The 15,864-nt window shown below is 33.1% G+C and carries 16 protein-coding genes and 1 riboswitch; of the genes, 15 read left to right on the forward strand and 1 reads right to left on the reverse strand.

Annotated elements, in window-relative coordinates; translation table 11 throughout:
• Window positions 1-12: 12 nt before the first annotated feature.
• From ERL59_RS12885 to ERL59_RS12935, 11 genes are all read left to right on the forward strand, one after another.
• The gene (locus tag ERL59_RS12885) at window positions 13-2,103 is read left to right on the forward strand and encodes a hypothetical protein (protein ID WP_160646639.1); all 2,091 of its coding nucleotides are present in this window, start codon (window positions 13-15) and stop codon (window positions 2,101-2,103) included.
• 5 nt (window positions 2,104-2,108) lie between these two features.
• Window positions 2,109-3,308, forward strand: a complete 1,200-nt coding sequence (locus ERL59_RS12890) for a nucleotide disphospho-sugar-binding domain-containing protein (protein WP_160646640.1) — start codon at window positions 2,109-2,111, stop codon at window positions 3,306-3,308.
• 1 nt (window position 3,309) lies between these two features.
• Window positions 3,310-4,344: a Gfo/Idh/MocA family protein gene (locus tag ERL59_RS12895; RefSeq protein ID WP_160646641.1), complete on the forward strand. Its 1,035-nt coding sequence runs from the start codon at window positions 3,310-3,312 to the stop codon at window positions 4,342-4,344.
• A gap of 147 nt (window positions 4,345-4,491) precedes the next feature.
• A complete protein-coding gene (locus ERL59_RS12900; protein ID WP_160646642.1) occupies window positions 4,492-4,845 on the forward strand; it encodes a VOC family protein in 354 nt (117 codons plus the stop codon).
• 121 nt (window positions 4,846-4,966) lie between these two features.
• A complete protein-coding gene (locus ERL59_RS12905; protein WP_160646643.1) occupies window positions 4,967-5,503 on the forward strand; it encodes a hypothetical protein in 537 nt (178 codons plus the stop codon).
• 68 nt (window positions 5,504-5,571) lie between these two features.
• A complete protein-coding gene (locus ERL59_RS12910; RefSeq protein WP_160646644.1) occupies window positions 5,572-6,297 on the forward strand; it encodes a PDZ domain-containing protein in 726 nt (241 codons plus the stop codon).
• Window positions 6,287-7,528, forward strand: a complete 1,242-nt coding sequence (locus ERL59_RS12915) for an NAD(P)/FAD-dependent oxidoreductase (RefSeq protein WP_160646645.1) — start codon at window positions 6,287-6,289, stop codon at window positions 7,526-7,528. Before ERL59_RS12910 ends, ERL59_RS12915 begins: the two co-directional genes overlap by 11 nt.
• The gene (locus ERL59_RS12920; protein WP_160646646.1) at window positions 7,525-8,385 is read left to right on the forward strand and encodes a PDZ domain-containing protein; all 861 of its coding nucleotides are present in this window, start codon (window positions 7,525-7,527) and stop codon (window positions 8,383-8,385) included. The genes ERL59_RS12915 and ERL59_RS12920 overlap by 4 nt, the downstream gene beginning before the upstream one ends.
• Window positions 8,386-8,499: 114 nt before the next feature.
• Window positions 8,500-9,336, forward strand: coding sequence for a class I SAM-dependent methyltransferase (locus ERL59_RS12925; protein ID WP_160646647.1), 837 nt, complete (start codon window positions 8,500-8,502; stop codon window positions 9,334-9,336).
• Window positions 9,330-9,917, forward strand: a complete 588-nt coding sequence (locus ERL59_RS12930; protein WP_160646648.1) for a class I SAM-dependent methyltransferase — start codon at window positions 9,330-9,332, stop codon at window positions 9,915-9,917. Before ERL59_RS12925 ends, ERL59_RS12930 begins: the two co-directional genes overlap by 7 nt.
• A gap of 60 nt (window positions 9,918-9,977) precedes the next feature.
• Entirely contained in the window at window positions 9,978-10,928 is a 951-nt protein-coding gene (locus ERL59_RS12935; protein WP_160646649.1) for an aldo/keto reductase family protein, read from the forward strand.
• Between the two features lie 122 nt (window positions 10,929-11,050).
• On the opposite strand, the gene ERL59_RS12940 is transcribed toward ERL59_RS12935, so the two are convergent.
• Window positions 11,051-11,419, reverse strand: a complete 369-nt coding sequence (locus ERL59_RS12940) for a DUF423 domain-containing protein (RefSeq protein WP_160646650.1) — start codon at window positions 11,417-11,419, stop codon at window positions 11,051-11,053.
• Between the two features lie 112 nt (window positions 11,420-11,531).
• Here ERL59_RS12940 and ERL59_RS12945 point away from each other — a divergent pair, with 112 nt between their 5' ends.
• The 4 genes from ERL59_RS12945 to purB all read left to right on the forward strand — a co-directional run bounded on the left by ERL59_RS12945 (window position 11,532) and on the right by purB (window position 15,832).
• Complete coding sequence (locus tag ERL59_RS12945) at window positions 11,532-12,290, forward strand: hypothetical protein (RefSeq protein ID WP_160646651.1); 759 nt, start codon at window positions 11,532-11,534, stop codon at window positions 12,288-12,290.
• Between the two features lie 259 nt (window positions 12,291-12,549).
• Window positions 12,550-12,651: riboswitch (purine riboswitch) on the forward strand.
• A 210-nt stretch (window positions 12,652-12,861) separates the two neighbouring features.
• Entirely contained in the window at window positions 12,862-13,353 is a 492-nt protein-coding gene (gene purE, locus ERL59_RS12950; protein WP_160646652.1) for a 5-(carboxyamino)imidazole ribonucleotide mutase, read from the forward strand.
• Window positions 13,350-14,540, forward strand: coding sequence for a 5-(carboxyamino)imidazole ribonucleotide synthase (gene purK / locus ERL59_RS12955; protein ID WP_160646653.1), 1,191 nt, complete (start codon window positions 13,350-13,352; stop codon window positions 14,538-14,540). The genes purE and purK overlap by 4 nt, the downstream gene beginning before the upstream one ends.
• Window positions 14,537-15,832, forward strand: coding sequence for an adenylosuccinate lyase (gene purB, locus ERL59_RS12960; RefSeq protein WP_160646654.1), 1,296 nt, complete (start codon window positions 14,537-14,539; stop codon window positions 15,830-15,832). Before purK ends, purB begins: the two co-directional genes overlap by 4 nt.
• Window positions 15,833-15,864 lie beyond the last annotated feature (32 nt).

Consider the following 15,864-nt stretch of genomic DNA (forward strand, 5'->3'; position numbering starts at 1 on the left):
AGGAGGAATACAATGAATACGATACCTTCTTTGTTTCAAACGGACTTGAGAAACACTGCACAAATAAAAGAGGTTGAAGTCAAAAAGTTTTGGAAAACATATCAGTTGCAAGAGCATAAAAGCAAAGATATTCTCTTAACCGTCACAGATGATTATAACATTTTAGCCTATAGTTTATATTATGGTTTACATACGAATAAAAAGGTGGAGATTGTCTCTCCAGTATTATTAGAAAAAAAAATCACTTCTCTATTAAAAAGAAAAAGTATAAATACAATCACTTTACTAGGTATTTATCCCGCTATTCAAAACAAACATTTATTAATGGTACAAAAAGTTTTATATCAACATGACTTTAACATTGATTTTGGATTTTTTATACCCAAAAATAGTGAAGAGTTAGTGCACCAATTGGACAAAAGTTTAAAGTGTTTTAATAGCAACAGCACTCAGAATGTTTTAATCTTAAATACAAGCAAAGGGGAATTTCCAAAGTCAGCTCATTTGCAAACATTTTCATCTGAAACATTGAATAATAACGAATTGAAAGAGTTAGTTAGTAATCCATTAAAAACTTTTAATATGATTAGTCATGGTAGAGATAATGAGGTTTTACTTAACGATTCATTGTTATGCGGCAAACATCTAGATACATCTCTAGAGGAATTTGATCATCATAAACTTCCACATTGTGCCCATTTTGGAGAATGTTTTTATTCAGAGGAATTATTAATTAAAGCAACGGAAGTAAAGGCAGACGTTGTTTTTTTAAATACGTGTTTAGGATTTAGGATCGGTGAAGGTAACTTTGATCAAAATTACCTCTTAAGCTCTTCATTTTTAAAGGGTAAAACCTCAGCATTAATAGCCTCCCCTTTTGTTAAAAATGGTCAATCATATGAAAACATATTGTTTCATTATTTACTATCCAGTGGTGAAAGTTTAGGAAAAATTACAAGTCTATTAAATAAAAGTGTGCTAAATAATCAAAACGATTTCCCGCAGTTATTTTTGTATGGAGATCCTATATTAACATTTAAAGAACAGGATGAAAATGTAAGACATTATGCAGAGTTAACTTCATTGGACCATAACATTTTTACATGTGAAGATACGTGTTTCCTTTCCATTGAGATCACAAACGAACGTATTAAAAAGGCGTTATTAAATAAAGAGTTAGATGTTTTTGTAAGCAATCAAAAAAAAGAGGTATATTACAACATTATTAACTTAAAAAATAAGGTTTATATTTACATTTATTCACTATATCCGTTAAAAACGATAGAATTACAATTAAAACCGCCGCTAAACATAACATCGATAGATCAATCCATCCAATTATTTGAAAATTTAAACAACTATAATATTAATATTTTAAAATGTAAATCTCTTCTAAATGAATTAAAATCCTTGAAAAAAAATTTCTTAAATGTATCACAATCTGCAGCTTTTTGCTTTTACTATAAAGAGAAACAGGAATCAACGATTCATAAGTTGAAAGACCTTATTCAAAGATGTAAGGAATTATTACTTGAATATCTCTTAAAAGTGACAAAAAAGCAAAGATTCGGTTTTACTGAATCTTACTGGAATAATATTGATTTGATATGTGACTATAAGACTTCAACTCCATGTCCATATTGCAAAGAACCAAGTTTACTTATTCGTGGTACAGGCAAGGTTGATTATCAGTTTGAAAGAAATGTGATCATGTGTCCTGTCTGTGGCATTGTGAATGACCTCCCTAAAAATAGTTCTATATCAGTGAAAATCATTTCTGAAGAATCCTTATCTGTTCACTCTACACATACCGTATGGGTTCAAGTTATAAATCATATGCCACATTCTTGCACGTATTTAACAGGGTTAGAATTTGTATATGGAAAAGGTGAGGGGGTGGAGGTGTTTGATCGAAAACAGCAAGTTAAATGTAAACCAAAACAAGTGAAAGAAGTCAAATTTCAAGTCAAATTAAGCCCTGATACTCAAATAAATCAACATTGGTTATCTGCTTATGTGATAAGTAATCATGGTATTTATAATGCCCACAAAAATATTTGGATAAATAACTTGAATCAGACCCAAAAAAGTGAAGAGAGATGATATAAATGAAAAAAATTTTTTGGGGATTAAGCGGTGGCTTAGGTCCTATTGTTCGAGCCGAACCTATTGCTAAATTTTTTAAGAAAAAAGGATATGAGATTAGCTTTAATACTTATGGTGCAAATGAAGAAAAATTCATAGTGGATCTTGGTTATCATGTTTTAAGTGATTGGGATCATATTCCCCCTCCGGAGAAAAGATATACTTTTATGCCTACTTCATTATTTTATGATTTAAATACGTATTATGCAAGGTTTGGCTTTATGGATGAACATTTTGTTGAAACTTTAATTATGGAAAGAATCAAGTTGTTGCAAGAATATCAACCAAACTTCGTAATATCTGATCTAAGTCTTCAAACAGCCATTGCTGCTAAATACTTAGATATACCGCATATCACAATAAATCAATCTTGTTTTCATCCTGACGGTTTAAGAATAAGGTGGTGGGAAAACAAACCTGAAAACCTACCTGACATTGTATATGTTGTAAATAAAGTACTAAGTAAGTTAGGTATAAATCAGATTAGCTGTTTGGAAGAGTTAAATCGAGGTGATCTGGATATTATTCCAAGTATCCCGAGTTTTGACCCTATACATGCTGCTGATAATGTGCTCTATACTGGTCCTCTAGTTAATGATTTTTTAATAGAGGAAGAGCTAGTGTCACAATCAGAATTTCATCCTGATATTATAATTTATCCAGGGAGATTAAAGGATGGGGCAGGAAACTCAGGACTATTTGTTTTATATCATTCTTTGCTTACGCTCACCCAAAGTCACTATAAGGTTTTAGTATCCATTGCTAAAGATGAAGAACTTCCTAAAGAAATATCCAACTTGTTAACCACTAATATAAAGATTGTTAGGTGGTTTAATCCTTCAATGATAAAAGACAAGAGACTGTTCATACATCATGGTGGTCATGGCAGTTGTATGGCATCACTGAAATATGAAACTCCTTCAATCATTATACCAACCATATCTGAAAGAGAATTTAACGCGAGACAAGTCAAAAAGTTAGGAATAGGTGAATATGTAGTACCAACATATTTGAATAAGGAAGTGATGCAGAGAGTCATATCGAAGGTGATCCATTCGACCAGCTATAAAATTGAGTTGCAAAAGCTGAATGAGAATATAGATTTTTGTTTAGATCATGTTTTAACTAAAATACTAGATCATTTAACAGGGAGGAATGAATAAAATGATCCAAAAACTAAAAGTGGGAGTGATTGGAACAGGTGCGATTGCTCAGAATAGACACATCCCCGAGTATAAAAAAAATAGATTTGTTGAGCTCGTAGGCGTGGTTGATGCAAATGTAAGCAGGGCTAAAGAAGTAGCACATAAATTTTATATTCAACACTATTATCAGAATGTAAAGGAGCTAATAGAGAACCAAGACTTAGATATAATTTCAATATGTACACCCAATCATACTCATAAAGAGATTGCAGAAGTTTGTTTAAATAAAGGAATACATGTGTTGTGTGAAAAACCGTTATCCACTCATTATAAGGATGCATTAGCTTTGATTAAATTAGCAGAGGAAAAAAATGTGTTTTTGGCAGTTGGTTTAAATCAGCGATTGGTACCGGCACATAACAAAATAAAAGAAATTTTAGATCATGGTGATTTGGGCAAAGTCTATCAAATTAAAGCTTCTTTTGGTCATGGTGGTCCAGAACATTGGAGTGTAGAAGGAGAGAAAAACTGGTTTTTTGATAGAGAAAAAAGTTTTTTTGGGAGTTTAGGTGATTTGGGGATACATAAAATTGATCTTATTCGCTGGTTTTTAAATGAGGAAATCACTGATGTTTCATCACTTAAATCAACGATTGAAAAACCTACATATGTAGATGATAACGCGACCGTTATTATGAAAACGGAAGGGAATACATTATGTACAGTAACAACCAGCTGGACCTACACACCTTGGGTTCAAAATGAACTTATGATTTCTTGCGAATTTGGAACATTATTGTTAGAGCAAAACCCTGACAAACCTGGATTGACGATTTTAAAAAGAGATATGGAAGAAACAGTAGAAGTAGATTGGTTGATAAAAGAAAAAAGCGGGTATCATCATTCAGGTTTAATCCATTATTTTGTGAATTCAGTAATGAGCAAGAAAGAGCCTACTCTTATTTCCGCTAAAACGTTTTTAGGCACATTAAAAGCAATTTTTGCTGCTGAACAATCAGCAAAAATGAAACAAACCATTTGTATCAATGATTAATTATACTTTATTACCATACTTGGACAAAATATGATATTTATGGTATTTTTTAAACAGACATGAAAGTGAAACATTCTATCTTAGAAGGACTTTAATGCACTTCACTTTTGTAGGTTGTTTTATAATGATTTATGGAGGGATTGTGTTATGGAAAAATTATTTGAGAGAGTGGACACGATAATCATTCAAGTGAAGGATTATAAAGAAGCTGGACAGTGGTATATGGATCGACTGGGCTTAGAATCCTCTTTTGAAGATTCAAAAGAAAAGTATATCGTGTTAAAAGTATCAGAAACACCAATTACTTTACATGAAGTTCCAAATGTTACAACGCCTCAGAATAGTTGTTATCCTATTTTATACGTAAAAGATATTGAAAAAGTTCATAAACATTTACAAGAAAAAAATGTGCAGGTAGAGGACATTCAAGCAGATGGCTCTGTATCTTTTTTTGATTTTTATGATTTATACGGTAATAAATTAGAAGTCTGCTCTTTCTAACAAAATATCAAAAATAACAGGAAGCTTTGAAATATATACTGAGAAATACATGTCAGCATCCTTCATAATATAATTAAGTATTTGGCCAAATCTTAATCATATTATGAAGGATGTGTTTTTTATGTTTAAAAGTTTATTAAAAGAAAGTCTATTGAAAAAAATTAAAATGTCTTTACCAACATCTAATAGTTCTACTATTTTAGAACTACCGGATGGCAGATCTGAAAAGTTAGAGTTTACTCAAGTGAAAGCTACTCAATTCACTGTATCTGATTCAGATTTTGAATTAAAAAGTGGAGTAAATGTGGAGTTGGATATTCACAATGTAAATCTTGAAGCAACGTCAAAAGTATTATGGCCAGGTGAAAAAGTCACTGTTAAGGGTGGTTTAGAATCACATGGACAAGCTTTAAAAGGAGTAGTAAATATTCCAATAAATAAAACAATTCATGATGGTGTTAGAGGAGAATCTTGGTTATATTGGAAAATCGAAACACCAGAAGGTGTGTTGATGAATGACAAACCAATCCACATGGTTGGTGAAGTAAAAGGTCTTCCACCACAAGATTCTGAGTTCCGTTCAGAAGATGTTATTACTTTGAACAACGAAAAAGGTGAATTTGCTGGCACAATTTATAACTGCTGCCAATCAAATTAATCTAGCTATTATACTGACAAAAGCATTTTGCTTTTGTCAGTATTTTAAAACAATTCTGGAGGTAATTTATGTGTGTCTCAAAAAAAATTTTAATAGAACGTGAAATTGAAAAAGTATTTTGGTCTATCGCTCACATAGACGGCATAACAAGTTGGTTAGCGGATAGCGGTTATCACGAAAGTAACGACGAATTGCAAGTAAGAGACAAGTTTCATTACCAATATGGAAACATAACCAATACAGGATTTGTTTTTAAAAAGCTTCCTCCTAAAATGATTGAATTAAGAAACATATATAAAATTAGCTTTAACAACGAGAAACGAATTATGCCTTTGAGGACTTTATTTTCTTTAGAATCATTTGATGAGAATAATACATTGTTACAAGTTGATATTTTTGGTTTTCATAGAAATTATGGCAAGAACATAAAAGATATTTTTGACTATACCTATAATAAAGTGTTATTGAACTTAAAATCTGTAAATGAAACCGGAATTGATTGTAGAAAACAGCTTTTTAAAGAAAATAACTTGGGTATCCTGTTTACAGAAAAAAGTACGGATAATCATAAGCAATGCATCACCATTTCACAGATTAAAAAAGGCACACTGGCCGAAAAAATAAACCTTAAACCACATGATATCATTGAGCAGATTAATGGAATGAAAGTGAATAGCTATAAAGAGTTTTCCAGATTAATGGATTGTTCACAGTTTAAACTCAAAGACTTGATAATCAAAAGAGAAAATGAAAGAAAAATTTTATATATGCGTGGTGAACCAATTGAATTATGATGTGATTATCACAGGAGCAAGGTGTGCAGGTGCTTCTTTAGCTATTTTACTAGGAAAATTAGGATACAAAGTATTATTGTTGGATCGTTCTCAATTTCCTAGTAATACTACATCAACACATATTGTAGGTGAGATTGATATTTATAAAGAATTAGGAGTTTTTGAGCAATTACAAGAATCGGGTGCTCCTAGCCTCCATAGAATGCGTATTGATTTGGATGGTACTTTTTTTGAATCAGATATCATTGTTACACAAAGGGCGTTAGGTTTAAGAAGAACAGAATTTGATTACATTTTATTACAAAAAGCTGCTTCATTTTCGAATGTTACGGTAAAACAAAACCATAAAGTGAATAAAGTTCTCAAGGACAATGAGGGTAAAACGATTGGGGTTGAAGTGAAGAGTAAAAATAGTGTATCCAAACAATATGGAACAATAATCGTAGGAGCTGATGGTAGAAATTCTACAATAGCTTCCCAAGTTCATTCCCCATATATCTATGAATCAGAAATGATGAGAGCTGGAATTTATGGCTACTTTAAAGATGTAAATCCTCTAACACATCCCTGTGTAGAATGGTATTTCAATCAAGGTGACATTATTTTTTGCACTCCTACTAACGATGATTTACATACCATTTTAGTTATGCCACATCCCGATCACTATAGGAACATGAAACAAAATGTCAAAGCAACTTTGCTTAACTCTATTATGAAAAACAAAAACTTACGTTTAAGATTAGAAAATGCTTCTCTCATTGATGGGGTAAAAGGCATAGGTCCATTAAAGATGTTTATCAGACATTCATTTGGATCTGGTTGGGCTTTAGTCGGTGATGCGGGAGCATGGGTTCATCCAGTTTCAGGAACAGGTATGGATGATGCAGTTTTATCTGCAAAAGAATTAAGCATTGCCATTGATTTATATTTTAAAGGTATTAAATCGTGGGAAGATGCACTCCATGATTATCAAACCAAAAGAGATCAAATCATCAATATACAAATCAACCGTGCGTTATCTACTCTTCAAAGGGCTGATCAGCCGCTATCAGCTGAAAAACAAGCGTGGTTAAAACTGATTTGTACATTCCCCAGTATTGTATATGACCTCGGTAACAAAGGCAGTGACGTTTTAGATTTTTTACATTTTAAGAATCAAGATGACCTTAAAATGTTAGTGAGTTTGGAAAAAAGAAAAATTATTCATGAAATGAGGAGGAATCATCCATGATCAATTCAGAATTAAACAAAACAATCAATATCATTCACATTGAATCATCCATTGAAAAAGTATGGAGAGGTATAGCTCTACCTGATGGATCAAATGCATACTTAAGCGATAAAGCCCAAACGACAGGAGACCCGCAAAATCCACAGCCAGGTGATGTGTTTCATTTTATATATGGGGACATAGAGAATGAAAGCAAATGTGTTGAATCAGAATTTCCTACAAGGTTTAGATTGTTAGATCAATATCAATCTATGTTACCAGATGGGACCTTGGTTCCTTATAACTTAGACACAACATTTAAATTAAAGCAAATGGATGAAATGGTTGAACTTACTGTAGAAGTTACGGGTTATGGGGAAGAACCACATGATTTATGGATTAGAGAATGCATGGAAACAGGTTGGAGACGTTCATTAATCAACCTTAAATGCGTACTGGAATTAGGCTTGGATTTAAGAAATGAGTTGTTTGGTTATCCAAGAATAGGTGTGAATAATACTGGAGTATCAGACTATTATTCCGCAACCTATAATTTAGAACTAGGCAAAGGGAATTATATATTGGAATGTTTCCCAGGTGGCCCCGCATATGAGGCCGGTATTCGTAAAGGTGATGTGGTTACAACAATATCAGATCAACCTGTTAACAATTATTGTGAGTTTGTGATGGAGCTTTCAAAAAGCTACAGCACCAAAAAAGAAATTCATATCGAATATTTACGAAATGGGCAAATGCACACTGCGATTCTAAACCCAACTTATGATGATCGTTTTACAGGACTAATCGATCCTAATACAAATTCAGAAGATTTAATAGAAATTAGGAAGCAAAGAAAGGAAACAAGACTTAATAAATGATTGGTTAAGAGGTTGTTCCATAAGTTGTTTTTTCCCAGTTGATGAATGAACTTCTGTCAGAATAATAGACCCAGCACAAGGTAGTGCTGATAGGAAGGTAAGGAGTTGTATAATTTGAGTTCATATTTTGACCACGTTGCTAATAAGTATGATGAGACAAGACACATTCCTGAAAGATCATTTCAAAAAATAATAGATTTTATCATAGATATAACTGCACTGGATATCCATCATTCCAAGATTTTAGATATTGGAGTTGGAACAGGAAGAACCGCTCTGCCTTTAGTTGAAATGGGATACGAATATACTGGGGTAGATATATCCAAAAACATGTTATCCCAATTTTTAATTAAACTTGGAGGGCACATTCCCAAAAATTTGACACTTTTACATCAAGATCTATTAGATATTCACTTTTTAGATAAATCTTTTTCCCATATTTTTTCTTACCATGTTCTTTATTTTATTGAAGAGAAATCCCTTTTAATAGAAAAGATTAAACGACTTCTAAAAGATGGGGGGACTTATATACATTGTGATGAAATTTTGCTAAACAACTTTTATATAGATGATCTGACAAAACAGTGGTACATGCTTGCAAGTCAAGGCAATCGCAAATTGGAGGAAATGTTGGCTGAAAGTGATGGAACAATTTCAGATAAAGAAGATGTGGTATATAAACTAAAAAGTACACTTGAGCAACTTCATTTTAAAACAGAAATTATAAAAGGACCTAAATGGATTCAAAAAATGAGCAAAAGTGACTTGATCTCTTATTTTGAAAATAGACGGGATATCTATACAGGGCATTTAACAGAGGCGGAAAGAGAAAGGATATTTATGGAATGGAAAACGATAGTTGATAAAAAATGGGGAAGCACGCCAGAAAAATTCATTAGAAAACAGCTATATGTTCTTAAATTTGTTAAAGAAGGAGAACATACATGTTAAATTTTCATGAATACCTGAAATACTTAAAGAAAAATAAAGTATTTGGCATGATGACTGAGGATGAACTGCAAGCACTGCTTTTATGTGTCATGAACCATGATGTAGATGGTGACATCGTAGAAATCGGTGCTTGGGCCGGGCTATCAACAATATTACTGGCGATGGGTGAAACTCTTTCTCGGTTACATAGAAGGGTGATAACGATAGATCATTTCAAAGGGAGTTTAGAGCATCAAGCAATGTTAAAAGGAAAATCAACGTATTCTATGTTCATGAGAAATATTTCATTGTGTAAAGTGAAAGACAAAATCAAAGTGTTGCAAATGGATTCGCAAGAGGCACATAAATTATTAGATCAACAGATCAGTATTTTGTTTCTTGACGGTTCTCATATGTACCCTCATGTAAAAAAAGAGCTCAAATACTATCCCGAAAAAGTCAAAAAAAATGGTCTAATTCTCATTCACGATTATGAACCACAGTGGCAAACAAAAATTGCAGTAGATGAATGGATACAAGAAAACGAAGAATATGAAAAAGTTGTATTAATAAATACACTTTTAATTGTTAGAAAAAAATGATTCTGATTCCTTTTCATCCTGAACTGCTAATAATGTTGCTAAATCAAGGAGGAGGATTTAATGAAATATCGTCGTTTAGGCAAAACAGGATTAAAAGTAAGTGAGATTGGTTTAGGAAGTTGGTTAATTGATGAACGTACATCAGAAGGTAATAATGCAGAAGCGATTGTTGATCGAGCTTATGAGTTAGGAATTAATTTTTTTGATAGCGCAAACTCTTATTCAAAGGGTACAGCAGAAGTGGTTTTAGGAAAAGCACTGAATAAATATCCTCGACATTCCTATGTATTAGCAACAAAAGTGTTTTTACCAATGGGAGGGGGTCCTAACGACAAGGGATTATCTCGTAAACATATCATGGAACAATGTGATGCAAGTTTAAAAAGACTGGGTGTAGAATACATAGATTTGTATCAGTGTCATCGTTATGATCCAGAAACACCTCTTGAGGAAACATTACGAGCATTAGATGATTTAGTCTCACAAGGAAAGATTTTATATGCTGGGGTAAGTGAATGGAGTGCAGACCAATTATACGATGCTGTCTGTTTGTCTAAAAAATTGAATTTACATCAGATTGCTTCTAATCAGCCTTATTATAATATGTTCCATCGTAATATAGAAAAAGAAATTATTCCTTTATCTGAACAAAAAGGAATAGGTCAGGTTGTTTATTCTCCATTAGCTCAAGGTGTTTTAACAGGTAAATATAAACCAGGAACAGCTTTTCCCAAAGGTTCAAGAGCATCCAATCAAAAAGCCAATATGTATATGGGCTATGTTCTTAAAGAAAAACAGCTGCAAAAGGTTGAGAAACTAAAAGGGATAGCTGAAAGAAATGAAATTAGTGTTGCCCAGCTAGCGCTTGCTTGGATTTTACGTTTACAAAACATCTCAAGCTGTATCATCGGTGCATCTCGAGCTGATCAAGTAAATGAAAATGTAAAGGCATCTGGGGTAAAATTATGTACTGAAGACTTACAAGAAATTAAGTTGATCTTAGATTATTAAAAACTGTGATAAAGCACATCATATATCATTTAATATACTCCCCTTAAGGGGAGTATTTATTATGGCTAAAAGAACAGCTTTCTTTGTAAACAACTAAAGTGCTTACTATACTGATATATAGATTACTTTTGTTTTAGTGCAGCAATACATACTAGCAAAAATCCAATTAAAAAGGAAGTTCCACCTATAGGAGCTAGTGCTCCGAAAATCCCAATATCTGTTAAGCTTAAGATGTATATGCTTCCTGGGAATATGGCGGTCCCAACTACTAACATTCTTCCTGCCCACAATATAGTGCTACCTGGCAGTTTATCCATAAATACTGCAACAATCAGGACAGCAAGAGAACCAAATAAATGATACTGTACTGCGATTTGATAAGTAGAATAGCGTTCTTCCGTTAATGTATCTTGTATAATGTGTGAGCCAAATGCCCCTAACGCTACTGCTAAAAAGGCTAATATACTTCCGGTTACTATATAATTTTTCAAGAAAGAGGACCCCCACTTTAAAATATTTATTTGGTGAAAGTATATTTGAAAAAAATATCTATTTCAACTTTTTCACAAAAATGTTGGAAGTCAGAAAGGAAAAGAAATGCATATGAAATATAAGTACTGCGTACTAACTTTTACAATAGTGTTATTTGTATCTTTATTATCTTCCTGCAGTAAAGTTGAAGTTAATTTACCCAATCAAAAAGAGTACATTCCTGAGAACGCAAATACACAATTAGAGGAAGCAACTGATACAATCACTAGGAAGGTTGATTTTTCTGAGGAGCTTTTGAATGTAGATGAGAAGCTAGTGAAAGAGTCAAAAATAGCTGTCCAAATTGAATCACCTATAACGATTGCAAGATCGCAAGTTTCGACAGGTGGAACCTATTTAGATTTGTACTTATCAATTCAACTTGTAAGGGGAAGATATTCTGAGGATTGGACCCCAGGAGCATTTGAAGGAAGGAATTGGAATGGCGTATTTGTATTTGTTTTATCTAATCGTAGTGGTGAGATCATAAGTGAGACAACCGTAAATTCATTTTATGATAATGCACCTTTAACATTTAATTCTTTTTTTGACTTTCATTTTGATGATTATAACAATGATGGAAATATAGATTTTATAATTCAACAATATGGTTCAAGCAATTATAAAATTACTAAATTATTCACAATTAGAAATAATGTTGTAGAACTATTACCGATAAAGGATTCCAAGGGAATTTTGATCAGTGGGAACCTAGAAAAAGTGGATGAAATCACGTTTAAAAAAACACTTTACAATCATATGGATGGTACTTATAATACAGATTATTATACTTGGGATGGATCGCAATTTATTCTTCGAGAATTCAATTGATCTATCCATGAATAAATATGCTGAATTACAATATTTATTTTGATATTTTCATCTAATTTCCATAATTATATGAATAATTTATGTATTTTTTTTCACTTTAATGTAATGAAAAGCGAACATTCTAAAGATAAATATAATAAATGTTCGTGAATTAGTTGACATGGTGATGTTACACTGTTAAACTAAAAACGAAGAAAAAAACAATTATTATCTTTCATTAAACAAGGATTTAGTTAAAGGATTTTTTATACAAGGATAAATTTAATAAGTAATGGTAACTCATATAATATCGGGGATAAGGCCCGAAAGTTTCTACCCAGAAACCGTAAATTTTTGGACTATGAGCAAAGTAATAAGATAAGAGTAGGGATTTCATTCTCACTACATCGCTGATAGTATCGTTTTTTGTCGATAGGAGAGTCCCGACCAGCTCTTAAATATCTATTACTTTACATAGTAGTTATAAGGGTAGGTTCTTTGAACCTACTTTTCTTTTTTCTTAAAATGTGGAGACGATCAGCACATCTTGTGCAAGTTCGGAGTATATTCTCATAAAAAGGTAGGGATAAAAATGTCAACAAACGCAAAGGTTGGAGTCATCATGGGCAGTCAATCTGATTGGGAGACAATGAAACATGCTTGTGATGTGCTTGATGAGTTAGAAATTGCCTATGAAAAGAAAGTAGTTTCAGCACATCGAACACCAGATCTTATGTTTGAGTATGCTTCATCAGCTATTACAAAAGGTTTAAAAGTGATTATAGCCGGGGCAGGAGGTGCAGCTCATCTACCTGGTATGGTAGCAGCAAAAACAGAACTTCCAGTCATCGGTGTACCTGTAAAGTCTTCAAACTTAAATGGTTTAGATTCTCTATTATCTATTGTTCAAATGCCTGGTGGGATTCCTGTTGCAACCGTCTCAATTGGTAAAGCAGGTGCTACAAACGCTGGGCTTTTAGCTGCGCAAATTTTAGGTGCTTTTGACGAAGATGTACAGATGAGAATTACAAATAGGCGAGAAGACATAAAACATACGGTTTTAGAAAGCAGTGAGAATTTATGAAACAAGGTCAAGTAATTCTCCCAGGTAGTACAATCGGTATTTTAGGTGGGGGACAATTAGGTCGAATGATGACATTAGCAGGTCGTCAAATGGGTTATCGTTTTGTAACATTAGACCCTGTTGAAGATGGTCCATGTGGTCAGGTTGCAGATGAACAAATTGTTGCCAATTATGATGATTTTCAAGCAGGTGAAAAACTAGCTGAGCTTTCAGATGTGATTACTTATGAATTTGAAAACGTGAATGCTTCTGTAGCAGATATGTTATTTAATAAATCTTATGTGCCACAAGGAAGTCAATTATTATATACCACACAACATCGTTTAAGAGAGAAGATAGCCATAGAAGCTGCTAACGTACCTGTAGCTCCATATAAAGAAATAAAAACAGAAGAAGAGTTATCCGAAGCTGTTGAGTGCTTCGGTGTTCCTTGTGTTCTCAAAACCGCTGTTGGTGGCTATGATGGCAAAGGACAATGGGTAATTCGTTCTAAAACTGAGATATCTGAAGCATTTAATACATTAAGTAAGGCAAAGACCAATTTAGTATTAGAGAAATTTATTCATTTTGAAAAAGAGTTATCCGTTGTAGCTGCTAGAAATATAGAAGGACATGTTAGCACTTTTCCAGTATCTGAAAATGTACATGTGGATAACATTTTGCATACTTCCATTGTTCCTGCTAGGATAAACGAAAATATACAGGAAAGAGCAAGACAACTTGCAACAAATATTGCTGAATCCTTAAATGTGGTTGGACTCATCGCTGTAGAGATGTTTTACACAAAAGATGGAGAGTTGTATGTGAATGAACTGGCTCCTCGTCCTCACAATTCAGGGCATTATACAATGGATGCTTGTTATACTTCACAATTTGAGCAGCATATTCGTGCTGTATGTAACTTACCTTTACAATCTACAGAATTAATATGTCCCGTTGTAATGGTAAATATTTTAGGAGAACATGTTGATCCATTATTAAAGTGGATGAAACAGAATAATCAAAGCTCAAACAAAGATTTAATCTTGAAAGTTCATCTATATGGCAAAAAAGAAGCTAAAGTGAAACGAAAAATGGGTCACATTAATGTGTTGACTTCTGATATAAATCAAGCCTTGGAATGGATTGATAAAACAGGAATTTGGGAAAAAAAGTACTTAAGTAAAAAGGAAGGGGTTCTTTTATGATAGAACGTTACAGTAGACCAGAAATGACAGCCATCTGGACAGAAGAAAATAAATTTCAAGCTTGGTTAGAGGTAGAAATTAATGCCTGTGAAGCTTGGTCAGAATTAGGTATTATTCCAAAAGAAGATGTAAAACTTTTAAGAGAAAAGGCAAGTTTTGATATAGATAGAATTTATGAGATTGAAAAAGAAACGAGACATGATGTTATTGCTTTTACTCGTGCCGTTTCAGAAACGGTTGGCCCTGAAAGAAAGTGGGTACATTACGGACTTACTTCAACGGATGTTGTGGATACTGCTAATGGTTATTTAATAAAACAAGCTAATGAAATTCTTGAAAAAGACATCATTCAATTTATATCTATTTTAAAAGAAAAGGCGATTGAGCATAAAGACACGGTCATGATGGGAAGAACACATGGTGTACATGCTGAGCCAACGACATTTGGGTTGAAAATGGCGCTTTGGTACGAAGAAATGAATCGCAATTTAGAACGTTTTAAAAGAGCAGCTGATGGAGTTCAATTTGGTAAAATCTCCGGAGCTGTTGGAACGTATGCAAATATTGATCCTTTTATCGAACAATATGTTTGTGAAAAATTAGGAACAAAAGCAGCCCCCATTTCAACACAAACGTTACAGCGTGATCGTCATGCTGATTATATGGCTACACTTGCATTGATTGCTACTTCTTTAGATAAATTTGCAACAGAAATTCGTGCCTTGCAAAAAAGTGAATTTAGAGAAGTAGAAGAAGCTTTTGCAAAAGGCCAAAAAGGATCATCTGCAATGCCTCATAAACGTAATCCAATTGGAAGCGAGAATATTTCAGGTTTATCTAGAGTGATCAGAGGACATATGGTATCAGCATACGAAAATGTACCATTATGGCATGAAAGAGATATTTCTCATTCCTCTGTTGAACGCGTGATTTTACCAGATGCAACGATTTTATTAAATTATATGTTAAACCGTTTTGGAAACATTGTGAAAAACTTAACGGTATTCCCTGAAAATATGAAAAAGAACATTAAAAGAACGTTTGATGTACCATTCTCAGGCAGAGTGATGACAAAACTTATAGATAAAGGTTTAAGCAGAGAACAAGCTTATGATACAGTTCAACCACGTGCTATGCAGGCTTGGGAACAACAGAAGTCATTCCGAGAAATTGTAGAAAATGAACCAGAAATTAATCAGCATTTATCTGCTGAAGAAATTGAAGATTGCTTTAATCCGAACTGGCATTTAAAACATGTAAATACGATCTTTGAGCGCTTGGGTCTTATTTAAAAAGGATAGGAACATCAATTGTGTATTTAGAT

This window comes from Chengkuizengella marina, assembly GCF_009910845.1.
Taxonomy (GTDB): Bacteria; Bacillota; Bacilli; order Paenibacillales; family KCTC-33759; genus Chengkuizengella; species Chengkuizengella marina.